Annotated in this window: 20 protein-coding genes; 8 read left to right on the top strand and 12 right to left on the bottom strand. The window is 61.2% G+C overall.

Features of this window, described 5'->3' with window-relative positions; all coding sequences use genetic code 11:
* Window positions 1-6 precede the first annotated feature (6 nt).
* The 3 genes from MESCI2_RS0113705 to MESCI2_RS0113690 form a co-directional block, all read right to left on the bottom strand.
* Window positions 7-363, bottom strand: a complete 357-nt coding sequence (locus tag MESCI2_RS0113705; protein WP_027037092.1) for a hypothetical protein — start codon at window positions 361-363, stop codon at window positions 7-9.
* A 336-nt stretch (window positions 364-699) separates the two neighbouring features.
* The gene (locus MESCI2_RS0113700) at window positions 700-5,220 is read right to left on the bottom strand and encodes a hypothetical protein (RefSeq protein ID WP_155936612.1); all 4,521 of its coding nucleotides are present in this window, start codon (window positions 5,218-5,220) and stop codon (window positions 700-702) included.
* A gap of 658 nt (window positions 5,221-5,878) precedes the next feature.
* A complete protein-coding gene (locus tag MESCI2_RS0113690) occupies window positions 5,879-6,742 on the bottom strand; it encodes a DUF3800 domain-containing protein (RefSeq protein WP_245270331.1) in 864 nt (287 codons plus the stop codon).
* Between the two features lie 615 nt (window positions 6,743-7,357).
* On the opposite strand from MESCI2_RS0113690, the gene MESCI2_RS0113685 reads away from it, so the two are divergent.
* The 3 genes from MESCI2_RS0113685 to MESCI2_RS01000000134670 all read left to right on the top strand — a co-directional run bounded on the left by MESCI2_RS0113685 (window position 7,358) and on the right by MESCI2_RS01000000134670 (window position 9,970).
* Window positions 7,358-8,554, top strand: a complete 1,197-nt coding sequence (locus MESCI2_RS0113685; protein WP_027037088.1) for a phospholipase D family protein — start codon at window positions 7,358-7,360, stop codon at window positions 8,552-8,554.
* A gap of 177 nt (window positions 8,555-8,731) precedes the next feature.
* The gene (locus tag MESCI2_RS0113680) at window positions 8,732-9,121 is read left to right on the top strand and encodes a hypothetical protein (RefSeq protein ID WP_027037087.1); all 390 of its coding nucleotides are present in this window, start codon (window positions 8,732-8,734) and stop codon (window positions 9,119-9,121) included.
* A 486-nt stretch (window positions 9,122-9,607) separates the two neighbouring features.
* Window positions 9,608-9,970, top strand: a complete 363-nt coding sequence (locus MESCI2_RS01000000134670; protein ID WP_050596558.1) for a hypothetical protein — start codon at window positions 9,608-9,610, stop codon at window positions 9,968-9,970.
* A gap of 156 nt (window positions 9,971-10,126) precedes the next feature.
* On the opposite strand, the gene MESCI2_RS0113665 is transcribed toward MESCI2_RS01000000134670, so the two are convergent.
* Together MESCI2_RS0113665 and MESCI2_RS01000000134665 are read right to left on the bottom strand one after the other, a co-directional pair.
* On the bottom strand, window positions 10,127-10,522 hold the full coding sequence (locus MESCI2_RS0113665) for a hypothetical protein (RefSeq protein WP_027037086.1): 396 nt from the start codon (window positions 10,520-10,522) through the stop codon (window positions 10,127-10,129).
* Window positions 10,516-11,334: a recombinase family protein gene (locus MESCI2_RS01000000134665; RefSeq protein WP_081738728.1), complete on the bottom strand. Its 819-nt coding sequence runs from the start codon at window positions 11,332-11,334 to the stop codon at window positions 10,516-10,518. Before MESCI2_RS01000000134665 ends, MESCI2_RS0113665 begins: the two co-directional genes overlap by 7 nt.
* A 176-nt stretch (window positions 11,335-11,510) precedes the next feature.
* Here MESCI2_RS01000000134665 and MESCI2_RS0113655 point away from each other — a divergent pair, with 176 nt between their 5' ends.
* On the top strand, window positions 11,511-12,185 hold the full coding sequence (locus tag MESCI2_RS0113655) for a peroxiredoxin-like family protein (protein ID WP_027037085.1): 675 nt from the start codon (window positions 11,511-11,513) through the stop codon (window positions 12,183-12,185).
* Between the two features lie 606 nt (window positions 12,186-12,791).
* Here the strand turns inward: MESCI2_RS0113655 and MESCI2_RS0113650 are convergent.
* The 6 genes from MESCI2_RS0113650 to MESCI2_RS0113625 all read right to left on the bottom strand — a co-directional run bounded on the left by MESCI2_RS0113650 (window position 12,792) and on the right by MESCI2_RS0113625 (window position 18,839).
* Window positions 12,792-13,247, bottom strand: a complete 456-nt coding sequence (locus MESCI2_RS0113650) for a terminase small subunit (RefSeq protein WP_027037084.1) — start codon at window positions 13,245-13,247, stop codon at window positions 12,792-12,794.
* Between the two features lie 504 nt (window positions 13,248-13,751).
* Window positions 13,752-15,941, bottom strand: coding sequence for a DUF3987 domain-containing protein (locus tag MESCI2_RS0113645; RefSeq protein WP_155936611.1), 2,190 nt, complete (start codon window positions 15,939-15,941; stop codon window positions 13,752-13,754).
* On the bottom strand, window positions 15,938-16,240 hold the full coding sequence (locus MESCI2_RS01000000134660; RefSeq protein ID WP_155936610.1) for a hypothetical protein: 303 nt from the start codon (window positions 16,238-16,240) through the stop codon (window positions 15,938-15,940). Before MESCI2_RS01000000134660 ends, MESCI2_RS0113645 begins: the two co-directional genes overlap by 4 nt.
* Window positions 16,237-16,785, bottom strand: a complete 549-nt coding sequence (locus MESCI2_RS1000000136125; RefSeq protein WP_027037082.1) for a hypothetical protein — start codon at window positions 16,783-16,785, stop codon at window positions 16,237-16,239. The genes MESCI2_RS01000000134660 and MESCI2_RS1000000136125 overlap by 4 nt, the downstream gene beginning before the upstream one ends.
* Before the next feature lie 14 nt (window positions 16,786-16,799).
* Window positions 16,800-17,078 carry a helix-turn-helix transcriptional regulator gene (locus MESCI2_RS0113630; protein ID WP_027037081.1) on the bottom strand — a complete coding sequence of 93 codons (279 nt, stop codon included), beginning with the start codon at window positions 17,076-17,078 and terminating at the stop codon, window positions 16,800-16,802.
* A 378-nt stretch (window positions 17,079-17,456) separates the two neighbouring features.
* Window positions 17,457-18,839, bottom strand: a complete 1,383-nt coding sequence (locus MESCI2_RS0113625) for a tyrosine-type recombinase/integrase (RefSeq protein ID WP_027037080.1) — start codon at window positions 18,837-18,839, stop codon at window positions 17,457-17,459.
* A gap of 467 nt (window positions 18,840-19,306) precedes the next feature.
* On the opposite strand from MESCI2_RS0113625, the gene MESCI2_RS0113620 reads away from it, so the two are divergent.
* From MESCI2_RS0113620 to MESCI2_RS0113605, 4 genes are all read left to right on the top strand, one after another.
* A complete protein-coding gene (locus MESCI2_RS0113620) occupies window positions 19,307-19,483 on the top strand; it encodes a Flp family type IVb pilin (protein WP_027037079.1) in 177 nt (58 codons plus the stop codon).
* A 276-nt stretch (window positions 19,484-19,759) separates the two neighbouring features.
* Window positions 19,760-20,341, top strand: coding sequence for a VOC family protein (locus tag MESCI2_RS0113615; protein ID WP_027037078.1), 582 nt, complete (start codon window positions 19,760-19,762; stop codon window positions 20,339-20,341).
* Between the two features lie 22 nt (window positions 20,342-20,363).
* Entirely contained in the window at window positions 20,364-21,221 is an 858-nt protein-coding gene (locus MESCI2_RS0113610; RefSeq protein ID WP_027037077.1) for a glutathione S-transferase family protein, read from the top strand.
* 389 nt (window positions 21,222-21,610) lie between these two features.
* Window positions 21,611-21,979: a hypothetical protein gene (locus MESCI2_RS0113605; RefSeq protein ID WP_027037076.1), complete on the top strand. Its 369-nt coding sequence runs from the start codon at window positions 21,611-21,613 to the stop codon at window positions 21,977-21,979.
* A gap of 14 nt (window positions 21,980-21,993) precedes the next feature.
* Here MESCI2_RS0113605 and MESCI2_RS0113600 read toward each other — a convergent pair whose 3' ends face one another.
* Window positions 21,994-22,206, bottom strand: a complete 213-nt coding sequence (locus MESCI2_RS0113600; RefSeq protein WP_023810978.1) for a hypothetical protein — start codon at window positions 22,204-22,206, stop codon at window positions 21,994-21,996.
* Window positions 22,207-22,411 lie beyond the last annotated feature (205 nt).

Here is a 22,411-nt window from a genome sequence, read left to right as displayed (position 1 = left end):
GCGCGATTAATCCCGCATCATCGCGTGCAAGATAGCCTGCATGTGTTCCTCTAGGTCGAGCTCGCCCTTTGCCTCAACAGTCAATAGGTAATTGGCCTTGGCCTGGCGGTCGCCCCGGCTAGTCGCAACGAAAGAGCAGATGGCCAGCAATGCTTGCTCTTCAATCCGGGCGGCCCTCTTGCGGTCGTGCGAGCTCCTGCCCGCTTGATGAACAATCCTGTGGAGTGCGATATAGGCGGTCTCATGGGTTGCGATCAGCGTCTGCAATTCGCGTGAGGTGCCTTGTCCTTCTGCAAACGTCGGTTCAAAGACAGACGCAACGGCGGTGAAGGCAAGAAGCTTTCGGCGGGTGACTCCGGGCATGCCTCATATCCTTGCCGTCTGATGAGTTCCGGCACAGCATAGCACCGGCGCAATGGTCCGCAGAAGTGCTCTGCAACGGGATCCCACTATCTGCTGACAAAACGTACCCGTTCGCAGCTGCACTCGCGCCTATGGCTGGCAGGTTGGGCCTGTGAAAATTGAAGTCGCTGGGAGATGAAGCCCCCGCCACCGACAAAACCCGACCGGCCGATGATCTGCCGTCGCGCCGGCGGTGATCCCACACGCTGGCTTATTGGGGCAAACTCTACCAACTGGCTGCCACCAATCGACCAGAATCCGGCACAGCCCAAGCATTCCTGAGCGGCCACTAACGTCTCAGACCTTCACGTCCTCATGACGCCGCTTTTGAAACGTGAACTCCAGCGCCTCCGCCTTATCAACACCGGTCAACGTCAGGTCGCTTCGTATCCTCACGTCGAGAGCACCCAGCGGGTCGAAGATGAAGCGAACGCGGAGCTCACCGGCGCCATCCTCCAGCCCGCTGACGATCGCGAGAAAGAAGTCCGGATCATGCCGCGCTGCGTCGACCTCGCTGGCAGTCAGTGTGATCTCTGTTGGCATCCCGGCGCTCGAGCTCATCTTGATCTCGTAGCATTGTCGCAGCTCGTCGATCGCATCGACACCTAAACCTCGTGCCGCGCGCAGGTCGTTGAGCTGCTGCGATTCCAATCGCAGCGCCCGGCGGACCGCGTCGAGCGCCATCCTCTCTCGATCGGTGCTCGGAGGCAGCACGGTGCGGGCTGGCGGGCTACCGGTTTTTTCCTCGTTGCTGTTCCTAGGGGTGAACGTACGCTCCTTGGCCTTGCGCCGTTTGGCGAATACCAAGTCGCCGGAAGGCTTCGCCCCTTCGTTCACGATCAGGCCGACCGATGGCTCCAGATCATCCAGCTCCCGCAGCTTGCGGACCTGAACCGGCAGGCTGCGGGCTGGCTTCGCCTGCTCGCCCTTTTTGGGCTCCCCCTTGGCCGTCTTACCCTTCCGTTGTGCAGCCTGTTTTGCGAGCTTCTCGAGCCGCTCCTTCGCATCGCCGCGGTCCGCTCGCGTCTTCGGCAGCACGGCGCCATCCGCCTGCTCGCCGGTCGCAGCGCGCGGCCACACCGCCGCCCAGGCCCAGGCCGATTTCTGCCTGTCGCCCGCGAAAAGAGACGCGACAGCGGCGCCAGCGCCCTCAGCCGTGGCCAAATCCCTCGCATCCCTAACGATGAGACGCAAAGGTTCTCGCCCCATATGCGCCCGGGCGGGCAACGCGATCTGACCTGATGCGAGCGCCGCTACAATTGACAGCTCGGGATCGATCACCACGGGCGCAGCAAGCAGCTCGTCCCAGTCGACCGTCAGCGAGTCGAGCAGCGCCTGGTCTGCACGGACCAATTCCTGCTTCAGCAGCGAGACGGCGCCAGAGAAGGTTGGTCGTAGCGCCTCCCCCTCCGCCAAACCGTAGGCGGGTGTCGAGGCGGCCCGGAAGTCGGATGGGGTCAGCCGCACCACACCCAGCGAATCAAGAAGCGGCTCAAGCACCGTGAAGGAAGTCAGGCCCGGTCGCCAGATTCTCATGTCAGCGGGTGCGCTCGCCAAGAGCGCCTCGCCCTCTAGCGCGTAGACTGGGCGCTGGGTTGTCCACTCCCGACCGGTCCAGAGTGGCAGCCGCCGCAGCGCCGTCCGAAACTGGCTGGACATGTCGCCAACGGCGCCCGCCATGAGGGTGATTGCGCGGATTGCGATGCCTAGATCGCCTGGCGTCGGTGGGGCGGTGGCCATCTCCTTGAGAACCGCGATTGCGTCAGCGAACGACGGCAGATTGACACCCAGCACCTTCCAGAGTGACTCAAGTCCATCGACATGCGGCGCGAACGCCCTGCGGGATCCAAAGATTGGAGGCCCCCTCAGAACCTGCTCCGGCGAATTCCATTGCCTGCCGACCAGCAGCAGACCGGGGCCATCGGGCCCAGCCCGGAAGGCGTTTCGCAGCTGCGCTGGCGACATCCGTCCTTCAGGCACGCCCTCGCTCCGGTCGCGCAGCGAGGCAGCCAGTAGTTGGTAGACTGCCGACGCCTCCTCGTTGACGGCAGCCGACACGGGTTCCTTGCGGAGCGCCTGGAGGCGGGCGACCAGATCACGCTGAGTCGGTCCCGCCTTCACCCCGAGCGCGGCCAGAATGCCTGAACGCTGGATCTGGCTGTCGAATTTCGCGATCGTGTTTGATCGCTCGCTCGGTCGCGGCGAATTTCCCGGAACTTGCAGCTGCAGGTCCGAGGGGCGCTGCAATCCGCTACCCGCGTCCGGTATCCACTTTACGTCGGACAGGCGCGCGAGCCATGTCGCGCGAACCTCTGGGCTCCGGTTCCAGTAGCCATTGTAAGCATAAGCCGGGAAAGCGGTTGCGGCTTCGGAGTATCGTCTCTCCCAGCCGCGGCTCAATGTGGCCAGCAACGCAACACCGCGCTTCCGCCGTGTTTTGATGGGTGCCTTGGCTATGTCGGCCGCCACAGCGTCCGCGTCTGGAGACCAGTGATCCTCGATCAGATGCGTGTTCCAATGGGCGGCGCGGATCGCCTGCAGCTGATCGGCGGTCTGCATGGATCCCACTGGGGTTGCCGGTGTTGTGTCACGGGTCCAGAACGCGCGCTCGTCCGTCGGTTTGACGAGGCGCGGCTCGCGCGCCACCCCCCACGCAGCTAGGAGCCGCTGCGCACCGATGGCCGAACGGCCCGCCTGGTGCTTGAGCAACCTGCCATATTCCGAGTCGGCCCATTTCAAGCCGGGCGTGCGCCCCGCGGCCTTCGCGAAGCTGTCTACCTCGCGGTCAATTGTGGCAGGCAGATACATCTCGACGGGCCGAGCCCAGCCGCTCTCACGCCGACCGTCCGGACCGTACCAAGTCGCCTTAAGCCCCACACATCGTCCAATCCGGGGGCCTAGAGTGGAATGACGATCGCGGGGCAGCTTGATCCAGGCGTCCCGCAAGGCAAGGAGATCGCCATCCTCCAGTCGCACTGTCATCGCGGCGTCGGCGCCGGAAGCAGGTCCCCGCCCGAGGATGGCGAATACGTCGGCCTCGGCGTCCCGGTCGTTGAACAGGACGCCTAAGCTCTCCAGCTTGCCGACGAATGCCGAGGCCGGCGATTCCGGCTCGATATAGGCAGGATGGATCCTGCGGGCGAGTTTCAGACGCGTCGCCAACGCGTCCGGCGACGCTCGCTTGACCAGCACCCAGGTGTCGGTCTGCTGGGGCCGGACGGTTGCGGTGCCGTCTTCAAGCAGAATGCCCGGTCTTAAGACGAACTCCCGCGTCAAGCCATTGGCATCGGCGAGCGCCGCGAAGGTGACATACCACCCCGGACTCCGTCCCTCGTCACCATCGATAACGTTGAGTGCGTCAACCAGACCCACAACCTCGGACTGGCCCAACTCGTCGAGCACGCGGCGCCACCGGCCATCGGTGTCGCGACCGGCCCGCGGCATTGCCACACAGTCCGGGCGAAGGCGTTCAACATCCGGCTCCGTGAGCAGCGGCTCAAGTTCCTTGTCCTCATAGGCGAGATTCGAGAGCGCGGTGGCGCCTGCGGCCGTGCTGACCGCAAGCCGCTCGCGTAGCTCGTCATGACAGGAGGCGACTAGTTCCTTGATCCTGGTCGGGGTCCACCCTTCACCCTGATCTGCCTCGGCCTTGAGTGGCACGTGGCTCCACGCCGCGGCGGTGTCCAGGGTAAAGGCCTGAAGTGCCGCCCAGGCAACGAGCTTACTCAGGTCGATGAACCTCGCCTCGTTCCACTTGTTGGCCTGGAGCATTGATCGGGCAGAATCCGGGTCGAACTGCGCGTTCAGACCAATAGTCAGTCCTGAGAACACAGGGAGAGGCATCCGGTCGTATAGGCGCAGCGTCCGCACACCGTCCGTGGGCACGCATATGCCGATCGGCGTCGTTTCGCCCGTCGCCTTGTTCATCCGCCTCTCACCCCGCCCGACTGTGCGCCGGGAAGAATACCGCCGGTAGCACCGACCATCAGGCCCATCGGCAGACGCGATGATGCGCACCTCTGACAATTCTACCGTCGCTTCCTCGTCGACGAAGGCAACAGTGCTTTTCCCGGCAGGTGTCACGTCGACTGCAAACTCCAGATCCTGGGACGGATCATCAAGGTGCCGGAATTGAAGCGAACGGATGCTCTTGAGGAAGATCAGCGCGTCGACGTCGAGTTCGCGGACCGCCTCGGCCACGCTCTTGCTGGTGACTGTGGCAAAGAGGGGGATCACCAGCATCGTGTCCCGTCGCGCCGCGTCGTAGACTCCCACTACGTCAGCCTCTGGATCGCAAGGTTCTGGACCATCGTCTCCCATCACGAAGTGGAACGGCGGGGCTTGTATTGCGATCGGGCCACCGAGCGACCCCAGAGTGCGCTGGCCGATTCCGAAGCGGCCGGACGCTTCGGGGTCGCCCTCCTTGGTCGACAGCCACGGAAGCAGCATCGCGCCGACATGCGCGAGAGTGACGGCTGAGCCATCGTGGACGATCAACAGCTGGGGGCGGGGAAACGAACGGTAGGCGACGCACAATCTGCTCGCCCCCAAGTCGTCAGCATTCTGAAGACACTCGACGATGCCTTGAAACGGGCGGGGGCTAAGAGTGCTCGCGCCCCTGCCAGCACCCTTCATGCTGGCGCGGAGGATCGACGGCTGCGCAGCGATGATTTCCCCGAGACGGTTTATCGCCGCCCGAGCCCACCCCGCGGTCGGCGCCTCCGGGATCCATTCACGATCGTCCCAGTCATGCGCCAGTCGGTCTGCCGCTGCGCGGCCGGCCGCGACCTCGTCGTCACTGGTGTCAACTGCGGCCACGTGTCCCCCGATGCCCCTTCTCCAAGCCAACAGGTATCGCAAACCCGGGAGACGATGCAATCGCGATTGCCGCGCGGGCGTATCGACGGGCCGCGCAGGCTCATCCGGCCGGTTCACTTGCCTCGCCGGATGTGGGCGGGAAACGCGGGCAGCTCCGCCATGGACTTTCAGCGGCGATATGTGAACCGGGATCGCCTTCAGGATCTGATCGACACTTATGTCGCGGACTACGGCCTTGCACTCACGATGTCACCAGCGCTGCAGCAGGCGTTCTTGCGCAAGTTCCGATACATTCATTCTCATTCGTGAACGGCGCTCAGCCGGCCGATTTCAAGTAGTTGCAATGGTGGTAAGTAATGCGGGACCTGCACGCGGTAGCGTTCTTTTCCTGCTTCGGGGGGATGCTATGAGGGTTTGACTTCGCGCTGTCAGCGGGACCCGACTCCGCTGGCGACGAGATCCCGTTCGCGAGCGTCGAGTACACATCCAACGTTCACGCTTGAGGATAGGAACGGCGATCAGAACCGTCTTCCGAGCCACGAGTCCGCTTCCGCAGGTTGGCAAGTGCCTGCGAAACGAACTAGGCGACGTGCGGTGCCGCCGGCGATCTAGGCCCTTAACGCTGCTTCACTCTCCCTATTCTCTGGCTCGGCTGCAGTCATTTGCCGCCGGGAGGGCGTGGCGGGAGGGCTTTTGCGACCCGGTCGGCTGAAAGCCAGTCCTCAAAGTTCTCCCGCCCGAGCTCGCCCGGCGTCGTCCAACGCGCTGGCAGGTTCAGTATGTTGAGGCCCGCCGCGGCGCGCAGGATTAGCTCGTCGGCCCTGCTGAACGTCGGACCCGGATTCCGTTTGACTGCGATCCACTGCGACCGGGTGATGATGAAGGAGGCGAAGTCCGCCAACTGTATGCCGGGCACATCGGTCGATCTGCAAAAGCAAACCGTCGGCCCCTTTATCACGTCCGACCACTTCGGAAGCTTGCGCTCGCCGCCCTCTGACATGATTCCCTCGTCGACGTAGAGCGGAAAAGGAAGTTCGAAGTCCTGGGGGCTATCGCACTTCATGGTGCGGATGTGCTTCGAAACCTGCGAACACAGGAGGAGGAGCCCGAAGTGGGAGATGTCCTTCAGGTTCCAGTCGCCGGCGCGCTGGCCCTCAAGGGACCGCCGAAAATCTGCATGATCGAGCAGGGTGTGTTCGCTGACTGTTTGGTGCACGATGGGGAGGCCGTACCGATCCATCAGATTAGCCATGATGGCAATCATCTTCGCGCGCCTGTCAACGTTGACCGATCTCCATGGACCCGCGCCGCTGTAAATCTCGGTGAAGTGCAGTTCCTCAGCGCCGAACTCATCACGCACGCCTGCAAGGAAGAAGATCTCCATGGCGGTCTGCACGGTCCTGGAGATCACCGACGGCACAACGACGGCGGTCCAAGATTTGCGCGATGAGGGTAGAAAGACAGATCCGGACTCGGCACCGGGGTTGCCCGAGTCGTCAACGTAAATGGCACCTCCTGTCAATGCACGCCTCCTTGCCATTCTGGAGCATTGGCCGGAAAACCCGATGGAGGCATCCCAGCTATGGCCATCCCGACACCATGAGCGGCTCGTCCAGTGAAGATGAACTAACGGCACCTTTTGGGAAGGCGCAAGCGGGCGCCGAACGGCTATTGTGCGGCGTGTTGCTGCCATTCGCAACGCGGACAATGAAAGCCACCGTTGGGGCCGAACTCCGTCTTCAGAGTGATTTGGACTTTTAGGGGCGAAACAGGCGGCTATGAGGGTCCTGAAGCTGAACCAGGGGCCGGGCGCGCCTGATAGGGGCTCCACATGTCCGCCCAACCCCCGCCACCGACAAACCCCGGCGGGCGGGTGCCGGCGACCGGCCGTGCCGGCAGCAGCTATCTCAAGCAGTGGCCCTCTAGGCTCACAGTTGGTTATCGCCAATGGCCGAGGTCGACGGGAAGCTGCCGTCAGCTCATCTGCAGAACGAGCAAGTTGCGCCAAGCGCGGCTGTTTCATCGCTGTCCTCGGATGATCGCATTGGCCGTTAGGAATGAAGCGGACGTTCGTGCTAAGTCGGCAAGAAACGGCGCCCTGGAAAGAGTGCCCTCGAACAGACTGTGGGAGAGATAGGTGGAGGTGGAGTTCCTGAATACAGAGGCACTCCGGCGCCGCCTTCAGAGCTTCATCGAGGAGTATAGCGAGTTCCACTGGGCGGTCGCATGGGGTGCGTGCTCTCCCCTTTCAGAGCGGCTGTTCGAGCACCGCACCAAGTTTCGCAACGTGACGTTCGGCGTCGCGTTTAGCCAGACAGACCCTGATATCGTTGACGCGCTCGTTGGAGTGCCGAATGCCTATGTTGCGACCAAATTCCCCCGAGGCACGTATCATCCCAAAGTCTACGGCTTCCGACGGGGTAAGTGGGCGGCAGCAATTATTGGCAGCGCCAACTTCACACACGGCGGGCTGGGCCACAACCACGAGGCGGCGGTCGCGATAATCGGGACAGCCGAAGAGCGGGCGCTTGTTGACATCCTTCAGTTTGCTGAGACGAGCGCAAACTACGGGCAGGAGGTGACCAAAGCCTACGCCGCCGCCTATCGCGCAAGCTGCAAGCGCGCGGCCGGATTGCCCAAGCCGCCGCGCAATCCGGTACCGACGATGACAGACGCCGCGAATGCCGAGTTGCTGACGATGGAATGGGCGGACTATTTGCGGCGCATGCGCGCTTCTCGCGCCCACAACGTCGGCCAGAGCCTGGAGCTACTTGGCATCGCGCGGCGCTGGTTCGCGGAAAAGCTCTCGTTTGCAAACTTCTCGCCACCCAGGCGAAAGGCGGTGGCAGGTATCATCGGTAAGTATCAGAAGACCGATGCCGAACTAGACCGCGACTGGGGATGGTTCGGATCGATGCGCGGCATGGGGGATTTCGCGAACCGGATCGAGAACAACGATCGCTCGCTCGCGCGGGCGATCGACGGTATTCCGCGCAGCGGCGAGGTCACGCGCCCCCAATACGAGCGGTTCTGTGTGCTATTTCGCCAAGCATTCGCAGGCTCGGCGCGGACCGGCGGAGTGCCCACGGCCACAAGACTCCTGGCAATGAAACGCCCTGATACTTTCCTATGCGTGTGCAGGCCCAATATCGTTGCGGCGGCTGACGCACTTGGGTTCGCGCGCACTACGCTCGACCTCGATAATTACTGGGAACGGGTAGTCGAGCCGATCCGGCTTTCGGTCTGGTACAACGTGGACAAGCCCGACGGGACTAACGGAGAACTGTGGGAAGCGCGCGCTGCAATGCTTGACGTGCTGTTCTACCGGCCTTGAACTGACCGCGCCGCTGAATGGTCTGGCCAACTGTTTCTACTGCGTTCATGGTTGAGCCCCGTGTCGCCACAAGCGGTCGCCCAGGCTTAGAATGCGAATGTCTCGTTTGAAGCACATACGAGAAGTTGACACACTACCCGGGACCTCGTTGGGCGGCATAGGAGCAAGGGCCAAAGTATGGCGAGCTACCAGTTCAAAGTTGGAAAGGCGCCGTCCGATGATATCGGCCGAGGTCGAGTCCGGGTTCACTACAGCCGACGCGACGGGGCGAAACGCTTCACTGTCTTCAAGATCTCCAGCGGCGATCAGTCGTTTTTGGCGAGCGTCCTCGGGCACGAGGACGAGGATGACAAGATACTGCTGGATATCGACCAGCGCGCCGACCTTGGCGCTGTTGAGGGCGGTTCCATTGATCTGACGCTGACACGAGTGGGATTCTGCGGCAGGGTTCGCTGGTATCTGTCGGTGCCTGATCCAGCCGTGCATGTTCCGGCATGGCTCGCCATGTGGTCTGTCGCGCTTGGCGCACTTGGATTGATCTTGGGCGCTATGTCCCTCGCCCGTTGAGGCGCTGGCAAACACACCGTCCGAACCCACCCCGCCCCCGCCCACAGATAACCGGGCGGCATGTACCGTCGGGCCGGAAGACCGGTCGTGACGATCGGCGGTTTCGCACCTTGCAGCGGCTTCTGTTCAGTAATGATCCCTGCCTTCAACGCGATCACTCATTCTGAGAGCGAGGGGCACACGCCTTATAGAGGCCCCACAAGCCACCGCCTACCTCCGCCGCCGACGAACCCCGGCGGGGGCGGTGCCGGGCGTGCCGACCATGGAGGTCAAGCGCGGTCCCTACAAAAAGACGCAATCCTGACGCGTGATTGATGGCATGACCGTCATTCTAGGAATCCAGATTCCATCAACTGACCCGGTCGTTCTGTGGATCGTCGGCTTCCATATCTTGATCGGGATTAGCACGTAATTGCTGGCGCGGTTCCCATCCTCAGCCGCAAGCGTCGAGGCCGACATTCCGACTTCGGAGCAATCTATTTCTGGTTGCCCGCGATCCTGTGCAGCTCGGCGACGGTCCTTGCTGCGATGCGATGGGAGCACAACTACCACCTGTTCATTCTCGGGCTGCTATCGTTCTCTGCCGCGCTTTTCGGTAGAACCGCCGCCCGCCGCCAGTGGCGGCAATGGCCTCGTCTTCACCTGTCCGGCATGGGCGGTTCTTATATCCTGATGCTGACGGCATTCCTGGTGGACAACGGGCAGTTTTTACCGGGCTGGCGCGAGCTTCCCCACCTTGCGTTGTGGTTTGTGCCAAGCGTGCTCGGGCTGCCGTTCCTAATCAACGCCCTTGTCAGGCATGCGCTGGTCACGGCCTACGATCGACAAGCAGGTCAAATTTCAAACTGAGACACCACCGTCCATTGGCTGAATCGCTGCAGGCGGAAAGAACTTCAGGGCGAGTGCGCGGGGCTCTGAAGTCGGGCAGATTTGTGGGGCCCCACAAGCCACCCCCATCCCCGCCACCGACAGATGCCGGGGGCACTCGCATTGCATGCGGCCGGGCTACAAGTCGACAGTCTTTCTCGGCACCAGCCGCGCGATCTCGGCCGGCGTGAGATCGTCGAGCGGAACTAGCGTCGGGCCATCGTGACGAAACACCATCAACGTTTGCCGGTTGTCGACTGTGCCCTTAAAGTCGGCAGGGGTGCGCCGCCAGACCTCGTCGAGCGCCTCGGACTTCGCGATCAGGTGTGGGTTATGCCCGGCTGCGTGAAGAGCCGCCAAGCTCTCGGTTTGTGCGTGGATGGGTATGCCGACCATATCGGCGTCGTCCTCTGGTGCCCGCGTCACCACTAGGCCGAGGACGTCGGCCACGATTGTCGCATCCTTGTTGAACGCTTCCAAGCAATCGTCGCCTCGCTGAAACACTATTTCCACTACGGTGTCCTCCGCTACCATCGCGAGCCAAGCGCGGTCCGCATTGTGGGCACGTCGGCCGCATTTGGACGGGCAGACGTATCCGGCGCGAGCGTTGGCGATGGTTCGGGATCAACTCCATGTCGAGCCGGTAGCCTGTTGCTTTTGGAGGCAAGCATCCTTGAGATGGCAGTCGGTGTGTACCGCTTTCCGGTGCTCGACACGAAACCTTCGTTTTCTAAGGCATCCGCGATATCAGACAGGGTCCGCTGCCGACCATTGACCGGGTAACGATGCAGCTTTTTTGCGAGCGCGATCATTTTCGGTCCACCGTCGATTTCTGAATAGTTCTTCCGGCCGCCAACCTTTCGGCCGGTCGCCATCCGCTTGCGTTCGCGGGCCCCTCGCAGCTTTTCCACGAGCATCGCTTTCTCAAACTCGGCAACAGCGCCCAGCACCTGCCGGATCAAGTTTGCGGTCGGCGTATCGGTCACGAAGCTCTCGGGGCTGTCGACGGCGATCAGATCGATGCCGCGCGCCTTGAGCATCTCGTATCCCGTCTCTTGAACGATGAGGTCTCGTGCGAACCGTGAAGCCGTCTCAACTAAAATGGCACGCACGCCGTTCGACAGCAGACGCTCCAACATCGCCGAAAACCCGGGCCGGGCGGTGATCGGGTCTGCGCCGCTGACGGCCGCATCATAGTATGTCTCGACAATCTCCAGGCCAGCGGATCGGGCGTAGCCCTCGACTGCCTCGCGCTGCCGGCTCTCGCTGTCTTTGTCAGCACCCACATTGGCTGCAGATGAGGTGCGAAGATACGCAACAACCTTCTTGAAAGCCTTACCCTTCATGGCTTAGAACCACTTCTCCATATCAATTGCTTCAGCATTCGACAAATCTTGGCGTGAAAATGCCCGGAGATCAATCGGAAAGTACCGGCACTAAGGTAGCGCCCCAACGTCCGCCATCTCTGTGCTACAATGCACTGCGCTTCCGTTACTGGATTGACCCGCGAGGAGGATCAAGCATGTCCGACCGCGCCGACGTAGGCCCTCTGCAACTGGGCGAACGAGCGCCCAATTTCGTACTCGACGCAATTACTCGCGAGGGCACCATAGCTATCGACGATTTCCGCGGCGAGAGGCCAGTCCTGGTTGGGCTGTATCGAGGTCTCCATTGTCCTTTTTGCAGGCGTCATATCGCGACGGTTTCGCTGCTCACACCAGCCCTTAACGCAAAGGGCATCGAAAGCCTCACGGTTGTGAACACGCCCATCGAACGGGCGCGCCTTTATCTCCGGTACCATCCGATGGTTGGTTTGCTTGCTGCATCCGATCCTGAGCGGGCTTCACACCGCGCTTTTGGGCTCCCCAATATGCAGATCACCGAGGGCGAGAGCGCATGGCCGCACAAGGCCTCAATGAGCGATGTGAAGGCGATGCGGCTCAACGTGCCGGGCGAAATGCCTGAGCCGATGGATCCGTTTGCCACGCTCGAATATCTGAACAAAAAAGACAATTACGATATCACTGAAGCGGACCAGCAAATGATGGCGACCGGCGTGGGCCAGCTCATGGGCCAGTTCCTGCTCGACCGCAACGGCGTCGTTCGCTGGACGTTCTCCGAGGTTTTCGATGGCGGCTTGGGCGCCCACCCGAACTCTGAGGCGATGATGTCGGTCGCGTCGCATATTGGTCAGTAGCGGCGCAGTGCGCTGAGCGGGTGCACGGATAGCAGGTGTTATGCAAACCGCTTAGTTCGAGCCGGGGGTCGACGCGCTTCGGCGCGAATTTTCTGACGCTCAACGGGAGCCCGATATTCCCGCTCAATAGGTGTTGCAGGTCACGCTATTTCCAAAACGGTTGCACGTTGTCGTGGCGGGGGTCGTCCTTACCACCACGGGTGGCTGCGGCCCTCTAAATGGGAAACTGGGCATGCGCCCGTCTGAGGGACCACACTGATAAGTCATTCGGTACCATGTGACCGGGCCGGGGATCACGTCAGCGATCAAGCCGCCCGCGTTGCTGGAACTGTCCAAAACCTGATACGGCCCTTTGCAAGTTGCAGCCGCTTGTTTCAGGCAGACGTTTGGCGAGCCGTTGCATTTGGCTTCTTGCATGACTTTGCCGCTTGGGCCTTGGATTGCCTCGCCCGATGAAACACACCCAACAATTGCCAACGGGGCTGCTAGCGCCAACAACAAAGTCGCAAGTTTCATTTGCATGGCCGACAGCCTCCCCCGTCTCAATGCGTTTTTCACAATAGGCAAGATTCGGGGAATGACCGCAAGACTTCCGCCAAGTAATGGTTACTGCAGCGTCCCACCGTCGTCGCGCTTCGGCGAAAACTTTGCAGTCCATTCTTCCAAGGTCATCTGCTTGATTTCGCCCGGCTCCCGCATAGGGCGGCGCAGCGTCGTGGCAACTTCGGCTTTGTCAACGATCAGCCCTAGCAGCTTGGCTTTGCCCATGATTGCCGACACACCTGCGGCCGGGTTCTTGCATGCAATGGCGAGCTTGCGCATGCTGTCGAGTTCAACAATCAAATCGTCGACGGTGATCTCTGAACGCTTTGCAGCCTCAGCCTGCAAGCTGGCGATCCGTGATTGCACCTGAACATTCCTGAACAGGCGCGCGGCTGCGACCTCGGCCGCATTGCCGCGCGCCGTGTAGCCAGCCTCAATATAGGCCCGTGATTGAGGAAGGCCCTCCGCGAGGCCGAGGCAGAAACGCTCCTGTCGTAGGTTCAATTTGGCATGCGTCATGGTGGTATCACGATACCGCAACCGCTTTCCTAACGCCACAGAAAGCCGCTCAGGCCTTAGCGAGACCTTGCGCAAAGTGCTCGTGGCATTGGTTTCGAAGGATTGGCATAGCCAGCTTACCTCAATACGCGACCGGCTGCCACCTCACGGTCCGATGGCCCAGCTGACGGACGACAAGCGCGATGCCGTCATGCGAATTCCTTCTCATTGTGTGCCTCTGGCGAACCTGGCGGCAATGGTCGTGGCTTGGGGCAACGCAGGGGAGGCCGGCGCTCGTTGGGATCGTTGCACCAAGGACAGTAGCGCCAGCGGATATCATCGGAATGGTAGGTCGTGCGCCTGCATTTCGGGCAGGTCCAGCTTCGCCGTTTTGGCATCGTCGGCTCCAATAAATCGAAAAACGCCTCAAGACGAGGGTGACAAAACCGACAAAACTCCAATTCCAGGAGGCTGGAGTTTTGTCGGTTTTGTCAGTATCTTCCTTGCCAAGTATTTGAATTTTCTTCAGGTCGTTCCTCCTTCCAGCCTAGGGTTCCACTCGAATGTCGATGTCGGCCTTCCGCCTGCGAATCCGGTAGGCTTGGGGATTTCTCGGCAATGGTTGGTTGTCACCAGAAGCTCGATCGCCGCCACCACCGCGTCGCGGTCGGACAGGCCTGCCCAGTTCTTGCGCTGGACGTCTCTTACGCTGAACTCCGCAGGCAACTGGTCACGCCGCTCGATGATGAGCCTCGCCCCATCCTCGGCCATTGCAGCACCTGCGCCATAGATGCGGTTGGCGTGCCCCCGCAGATATTTGGCCCACGTAAGCGCCATTGCAGTTGCCTTCTGCCCAACCTCAAAACGGCCGCCGTCGATCAACTCGAACAGCAGGGCCAGCCGAGCTATGGACGTTGGCAGCTTCATGAGGTGGCTTTGCATAATTTCGGAGTGCTGGCCGTTGCGGATCTCGGCGTGAAGCTCTTCGATCCATCGCCGGAACATGTCTTGCGCGGCAGCTGAGAAGCGATAGACAGTCGGGTTGTCCGTGCTGCCAAGCGGATCCTCGTCAAGTCGCTGGAATACGGTTTCGTAGGCTTCACGGGCCGAGCGGTCGGGATGCTGGTCGACCCATCTCCATTCAGGAAATGGGTCGGGCCATACAGCCAGTTGGAAGCGCTGGATCAGGCCATCATTATTGGAACCAGTAGTCGCGGCGCGGACTATCGGTGCCAATCTTGAGGGCTGGATGCCACCGATGATGCTGAGGGTGCATTTCTGAATGTAGATCGTGCCTCGGCTAATTCGGTCAAAAGTGTAGCTTCCCAGACCGTTGTAGCATTCGAGGTAAAAAGCTCGCTCGGATTGGAACTCATCTTTTTCAAGGCGAGCCAGCAAGCCTGAAAGCTCGTCGCGGATGTGCAGAAGGCCGCGAGGGTTTTCCTTCAGCAACTCGCCCAGCTTTTCCACGGTGGCGTCGTTGACAGCGAGGCGCGGACAGGACTGTTTGTCTTCCTTGTCATCGTTCGAAATGCGGGCCAGGAGGTTCTTGGCCTCGTCACGATTGCCCTTTTTGATCGCCTGCTTGGCTTTTGCTTCGACGTCCTTTTTGCTGAGCTCGGCCAGCATCTCATCCACGTCCGAAAGCTTTACCCCTTGCTGCCATGCTTCGCGCATGAGGTCCTGGATGGCGTAAACCGGCCCCAATGCTGCCTTCAAGGAGGGCGTCTTACCCACGCTGGGCGAACCAATGAGTGCACCCCATATGTTCGGCGCCTCTTCCCAATTGTCCTTCTGCTTCGGTGCCATAACAACGCGGTTGCCGACCACGGCGGCTGTGGCACACAAGGCGGTTACTGCCGCAAAATCTGGCGGCGCCTGCTGTCGTTCGGAGATGTCGAAGACATAGGCGCAAACGGCAGAGGGTAGCATTTCACGGGTAAGCGGCGGGACGGGCGGCAGCGTGGAGATGATCGGCTGAATGTCTTGCCAGCCGTCAGTAGCAGCTTCCGCCGCGGTCAGCATTGCGGCGAGGTCAGCCTCGTCAAAACCGTCTGGCAGATCGTCGGCCAAGTCCCAGCCATCGTGCAGGCCCTCCGGAAGCCGAACGGTGCGGATTGACGATGCTCCTGCCCGCCGGAGCATCTCGGCCACGTCATCAGCAAAGGCCGTGCCGGGAGCGTCGGCGTCGGGCCAGATGATTACCTCGCGCCCTGCGAGCGGACTCCAATCGGCCTTCTTGGCGGACTTCGATCCGTTTGGCGGAGATACGGCCACATGATCTGGAATGCGTTTGTTCGCGGCGTCGACCTTCTTCTCGCCTTCCACGACAATGACCGGCGCATTGGGCCGGGCACGAAGACGATCAATCCCATAGAGGGGCCGTGGCTCGGGGAAGCCCTTGCATCGCCACTCGCGCTTGCCCTCCGGGCTCTGGCAGTAGGTGAAGGGCCTAAACTCCTTCTTCGGCTTCGCACCATTGGCCGCGCGATCGTAGCGCGCGATATAGCCGAGCAACCTGCCTTCGGCGTCGTGGTAGGGCCAGTCAGCGGTGAATGAAGCGCCGTCCGGCGTGAACCGTTCGATCAAGGCCTTGGTGAGCTTCGACGAATGGTCCGGAACCGGAAGGATGGGTACCCAGTCGTCCCTGGATACGCGATTTACTTTTGGGCGCAGGGGCTCGTCGCCGAGAGGCGCGAAGGGTTCACCGCTCATGGCCTTGTCCCTTGCGCAATGCCCAGCATATCGGCGATGCACCTCGCCGCTTCCGCTTGGCTGAGGTCGTGAAGATAGGCCGCCAGCGCAATGACATCGCCGCCCGCGTCTCCGGTCGCGAAGTCAGCCCAGCGACCTGTGACGAGGTTGATCCGGAACGAGCCTGTGCGGCGGTCTTTCCGCGTCGGGTTCCGGACGACATATTCGCGGCCCATTGTGTGGCCACCGGGCGCCCATCGATCCAGCAGTGTTGGCAAGAACGGAAGCGCGGCGCTGTTGATGGCGGCAAAGTCGATCATCGGCGCCATCCTTCCGTTTCACGCGGATAGAAGTGAGGTCCGCCCTGATGGCTCTCGTCGAACCGAAGCCAGACCGTGTCCTGCGTTCCGGCATGCGGGCTTTCGGGAAACCATTTCAGACGCGGCACGCAGAGAATATGGCTGCAAAAGCTCATCAGCACCTTCGAGCGGGAGGCATGAGCGAAACGGGCCGGCGCCAGCGTCCATAGTGGGCGTAGCGCAATGAGGTGCTTGACCAGTTGCGGGAAGACCGGCCAGGACCACGGTAGATTGGTCAGGAAAATCGTCGCCTTACCAATGTCGGCCTCATCGAGGTCTAGCGCGTTGCGTTCGGCGATGTCGTTGCGGTGCGGGTCAATGTCGAAGGCGGCCAGGCAGAGATGCCCATGCTGGGCGAGCAGATCGATCATGGCGCCATTGCCGGCGGCCGGCTCGACATACTGCGTCTGCGGCTCCAAGAGCGGCAACAACGGCGGCAGTGCCCGAGCTGGGGTCGCGTAGAAATCGGAGGAGATGCGTTCGAATTTCGGATTGAGCCGGCCCATGACTGGCTCTCCGCTCAGCGCGCCGACTGCGTTTTGGCGTCGTTTTTTTCGTCGCCAACGGGCCTGAACTTCGCGCGCGGCAAGGCGCGCATGTAGGAATCGAGATCGTCATAGAAGAGGATGGTGCGCGCGCCGTTTTTGTAGGCGGGCAGCCGGCCTGTGCGCATGTCCTTGTAGAGCTGTGCGCGGCTTTGGCCGGTGTAATCTACGGCGCCGGGTACATCAGTCGCCAGCCGGGGGCGTGAAGCCACCGAGGCCAACGGCAACTCGCCGGGAACATTGGGAAAAGCCATGAAGCTGCCTCATCTGGAAAGTGAGCCAGCGGAATCAATAGACATGTTTGGATGGCTGTAAACAAGGACACTGGCGTAAAAAGCCATCCGGGAACCCCGCGCCATTCATCAATAACGATAGAGAGGGGTTCTGCGGATTCATTTTGCCGATAGAGCTTCTGGAGCTACCCGTACGTGAGTTTTAACTCGGGATTGGATCTGAGCGCGTTTTCCCCACTATCCACAGAGCTGGCCCGACTCATACCCATATCCGGCAATGTGCGACCTCGACACCCTTGCATCGATAGGTCGATTTCGGCTTCGCTCTTTGTCCGCAGCCGAGTTTTGTTGACTATGCCACGACGCCATCTCGCCTATGGTGTGCAAGGAGCTTGGTGCTCACAGGACAGCAACACCGGCAACTTCATTGGCTGACCGACGAAGCGGCGCCAGGTGGTTCATCGGTTGGCCGCCGATCAACGGAATGACGGCCCCCGCCGAGAGATCATCGAGCATGTCGACGATGGCGGAGGCATAGTGTCGCTCGATCATGGCGGTGCTTGTGTCGTGAAGCGCGGCGACCAGGCGCACCGGAAGACCGGCTCTAAGCTGGCGGACAATCGAGGAATGTCGCAAGGCATAGGGCACCACCTCGGACGGAAACCCTGCGCGGGTCACGATCTCAAGCCACGGGCGGGTCAGCTCAGTCGCGGCACCCCACGGGCCACGCGTGTTCCGTACCCATCGCGGCGGTTGTGTTTCCGTACCTTTCGCCTGGACATGGCGCCAACGTTCAAGCAACGGCTCGCCGCGGCGTCTTCCCGCGATGGCCGGATGCAACAGGGCGATGACGTCGGCTCCAACACGAACTCCGATGTGCGTGGTGTTCTTGGTCCCTCGGCCCTTCCGGCTCGTTGGCACCATGAGCCTGCTCTGGGAGGCCTGGACATCGCTCACGGTCATGCGCGCGACCTGTGAGAAGCGGGCTCCGGTGGCGGAGAGCACCAGGATCATGCGCAAGAGATCGCCGTCCCAGTCGTCTTCGGTATCGACTGTCCTGGCTGCTTCGATGATCCTGCGGATGTCGGCGTCAGGAAGCGCGGCTTGGTCGCGGGCAAGCGGCGGCGCTGCTTCTCCAGCCGACAAACCGTTCTTGATGATGATCGCCATGTCCGGGGGAAGCTGAGGGCGATGTTTGACAGCAGCAGCGTTGAGAGCAGCCTTTAAATCATTGACGATGCGGCGAACCGTGGACACAGAGAGGTTTACCGAGCGTCGATCACGCCACCGGGCCAGATCCGCTTCCTTCAAGGTGTGCAGCACTATGTCGGCAACAACATCGGAGAGGACGTGCCTTGAAAGCCTGAGCCGTGCATCTCCACGTAACCTACCCTTGCCCTGCACAGCACGTTCCCGGGCCTCCTGCATTTCCATGTAGATCTCGACCGCCGATCGCACGGTCGGAGCCGGACCATCGGCTGAAGCGCGATCATCGGCGTGCCATGATGCGATCCTGGCAACAGCAGCACTCTTCGCCTGCTCGAAGTCGTAGACATTCACGCCATTGGCCTCAAGGAAGTCATCGGCGATGCCTATCTGCTCCACGCGATATCGCTTGCTGCCGAGTGACTGGACGACCTGCCAGACGCCGCCACGCTGCTTCCTCTGGTACCCGATGGCGACGGTGGGGCCGAGAGATCGACAGTAGGGCTTCTTCCTCGGCTTGAGCTGTTTGCGCGCGTTGCGTGTGGTGATTTGGGCGTCGACCCTAGTGCGTGCCATCCGGCATTCCTTGCTATCTATTTGGTCCCGAAATTGGTCCCGAAATACATCCGCGGACGCACAAAAACATGAGTGGACGAATGATGCAAGCGATTGTTGTTTTTCAAGGCTTTTACGGGAACGCGCGTGGACGCGCGTGAACGAAAGCGGGTATTGAATATGCCTGTCTTGGCCCTCTCACGGCGGGAACAGGGGTTCGATTCCCCTTGGGCGTACCAAGTTTTCGAAAAAATTTGCAGGCTGCCGTCGATTTCGTTTCTGAAGTCGACGACCCTCGATACTGCGGCGTTCGGGAAACCAGCTCTGCACAGGTAGCCGCAGCCTTGAAAATCCCAGTGGCGCCAACCACTGCGGCCTTCATTTCATTCGTCTGGCAAATGTTAACGGACCTGAAACCGAGAACCTTAACGCCCCCGCAACTCACGGCGGTATATTAGTTATTGCTTTAGTATCTGCAGGAGGTTGAAATGCAGAAAATAGCTTGTCGTTTCGCTTGGGACGAGTCTGGCGCGACCGCGATCGAGTATGGCTTGATCGCGGCACTTATCGCGCTGGCGATCATCACCGGCGCCGGGGCGGTTGGCAATTCGCTCAACGGGATCTTCACGAACGTCGGCACTACGGTCAACAGCAGCGGCTCGTAAGTCGGTACATCAATTCGGTCGGCTATCGGCCGGATTCGCCGACCTCAGCCTCCAAGAGCGTAGCCTGTCCGTGCTTCCGATGCCAGGCATCGGAAGCACGGACGGCGCACTCAATCAGTCGGCTTTATCCGTTGCGTCGCCGCGTTCGTCGCTTCTGGCGCCGCGGGGTTGTTTGCATTAGCATCACGTCACGGATCCTGAGGTACGGCTCCAGCGGCGCGCAGAACGCCGCGCTGTCCGGACGGCCAGTTTTGATGCCGTGGGGGAGGAAGGCCAATGCAGAAGCTGCAGTCGCAGGGCGTCCATCACATCACGTTGGTCGGCGCCGGGCGCCAGATCTCTATCGATTTCTGGGAAGGCGTGCTCGGCATGCCGTTCATCTTCGAACAGCCCAATCTCGACAAGCCGAGGGAAAGCCACCTCTATTTCGATCCCGGCGACGGCCGGCTGATCACCATCTTCACCGACGAGAGCCGCACACCGGAGAAGCGGCGCACGCCGACCGATCCGGGCTGTGTTCACCACATCGCCTTTTCAGTGTCGCGCGTCACCTTCCTCCAGGCGGTCTCCCGGCTTGACGAGCGCGGCATCAAGCATAGCGGCGTGAAGGATCGCGGTTTCATGGATTCGATCTATTTCGAGGATCCGCTCGGCCTGCTGATCGAGTTGGCGTCCTACCGCTTCGAGCCGCCGGCGGGCTTCACCCATGCAGATGTGCTGATGGAAGCGCACAGGCTGCGCGTCGCGCGTAGCGACCACAACATCGCCGAAGTGCATCTCGCCGATGCGATCCAGGCGCTCGTCGAGCGTTCCCGCGCCACCTTGTCGGACGATCGGGCGCCGAAGAACCCATACTGAACAGACCAGAGGGAGGACTAATATGGCCAAGACAGCGACGAAGACTGCCGGGAAATCCGCGGCCAAAGCTGCCGCCAAGCCGGCGGCGAAAGCTGCGGCAAAGCCAAAAGCCAAGGCGGCCGCCAGGCCTGCGGTGAAGGCGACGGCAAAAGCCGCGCCCAGGGCCAAGGCCAAGCCGGCCAAGAAGCCGGCGCTGAAGCTCAGCATGCTGAAGCCCAGCGTCAACAACATGACCGTGCGGGTGTTTGCGCGCGCGGCCGGCTTCGACCATGCCGAGACCGATGCCTGGGGCCACACACGTTCGCCGGAATTCATGGCGCGAAACCCCGCCCATTTGACACCGATGATCGAGGACAAGGGCCTCCCCAGAGGCGTGCTGTGGGAAAGCTGCGCCATCATGCAGTATCTCGCCAACAAGCACCGGCTGGAGAAATTCTATCCGAAGGCGCCGGCCAAGCGGGCGATGGTCGACAGTGCCATGTTCTACCTGATCGGCACGCTCTACCCCTATGTGGCGCGCGCCACCTATCCGGCGCTCGGCTTCCCGCAATATGCGGGCGAGGTCGGCCACAGCGATGCGCACCCCGACAGGAAGTCGGAGGCCCAGAAGGCGGCGATGGCGGCGATTGCCGAGCCGCTGGAGGTCTTCCATAGCTTCTTCAGGGACGGCAAGCCGTTCATCGGCGGCAAGAACCCGTCGATCGCCGATATCCGGCTGGCGGCGACGCTCGAATTCCTGGCCGTTGTCGACTATGCCTTGCCCAAATGGGCGAAGGACTATGTGGCGGCGATCGAGAAGAAGCTCGGCAAGGCCTATAGCGAGCCGGCCGGCGACGTGCGCGGCTACATCGCCCATGTGAAGTCGCAGGCCAAGGCCTGAGGTTAAGGATTCGTTAACCAAAGCCCTGTTTACTCCAGGCAATTCGCTTTCGGCCCGCGACCACGGATGTACTGGCGCAGAACGTCGTAGTGATAGGAAAGGTCGGCGCAATGCCGGCCTTTTTGCTTTTCGCACGCCGTCTCTTTGTTCGACGCAATTCCCAAGGGAAGCGCCATGCGCTTTTCCCGGGAAAACCGTTTCACACTTTTCCTGGGATTGCTCTATCGCCGGGCGTGATCGAGCAGCGATCAGGCCACGCAAGCCTCGCCGCTGTCGCTTTTTTGGCGTCAACTTTTGCGGAGAGATATTGTCATCGCCGGCGGTGGCCCTACCATCCATTTCGGCAGTCCGGCATGGATTGTCGGTCAGGCGCGGGACGAGGACTGGCGATGAAAAGCGTTGCGAGGCGGGTTGCGGTTGCGGGTGTGATGCTGGCGAGCGCCGTTCATCCTTCAAATGCGGCTGAACTGAACACCATGAACGATGTCGGGACCGCCATTCAGGCATGCTGGACACCGCCGGCGGATGCCGGAACCGCCAGCGTCACCTTGAGCTTCAGCTTCAAGCGGGACGGCACGCTGATCGGCCCACCGAGGCCGACAGCCATCAAGGTGGAAGGGGATGCCAAGGCGAAAAAATCCTTTGTCGACGCCGCAACAACCGCCTTGCAGAATTGTCTGCCCCTGACCTTTTCAGCGAAGCTGGCGCAAGGCATCGCCGGCAACGTGTTCACGTTGCAATTCGCCTCTCCCAAGTAAGCTTCGTTGTCGGCTCAGTGGTGACTGCGCCTAGCCTCGGCGTGCCGGGCAAGATCGGGCGTCTCGAAGACGTAGTCGCTCCAGGCTGATTCCGGAACCTGGCCGGCCAGATAGCATTCCAGCAACAGGCTTTGCTCGGGATTGAGAGGCCTTGGCGCGCGCTGGTCCAGCCCCAGCGAGTGAAACAGGTTTCTTGTCAGGTCCGAGACGGTGAAGTGGATCGACATCTGCGTTCTCCCTTTGGTCCTTCAACGCGGAAGGCCGGGCAAAGGTTTCGAACGCCTGGCGATAATGGCGCATCGAACTCGTCTGTTGCGTTGCAGGTCGTCGGCGAGGGCCGGGCTTGCGCTTTCTTTTCGAGGTTCGTCTCAATCTTGAAATAAAAATGTAATATCGAATTTACACGAGGTGACGTAATACAATAGACAAAAG

It is taken from the genome of Mesorhizobium ciceri WSM4083, assembly GCF_000519305.1.
GTDB classification, from domain to species: Bacteria; Pseudomonadota; Alphaproteobacteria; order Rhizobiales; family Rhizobiaceae; genus Mesorhizobium; species Mesorhizobium ciceri_B.
Note: the sequence above shows the minus strand (reverse complement) of the source record. Positions and strands in the feature narration are given on the sequence as shown.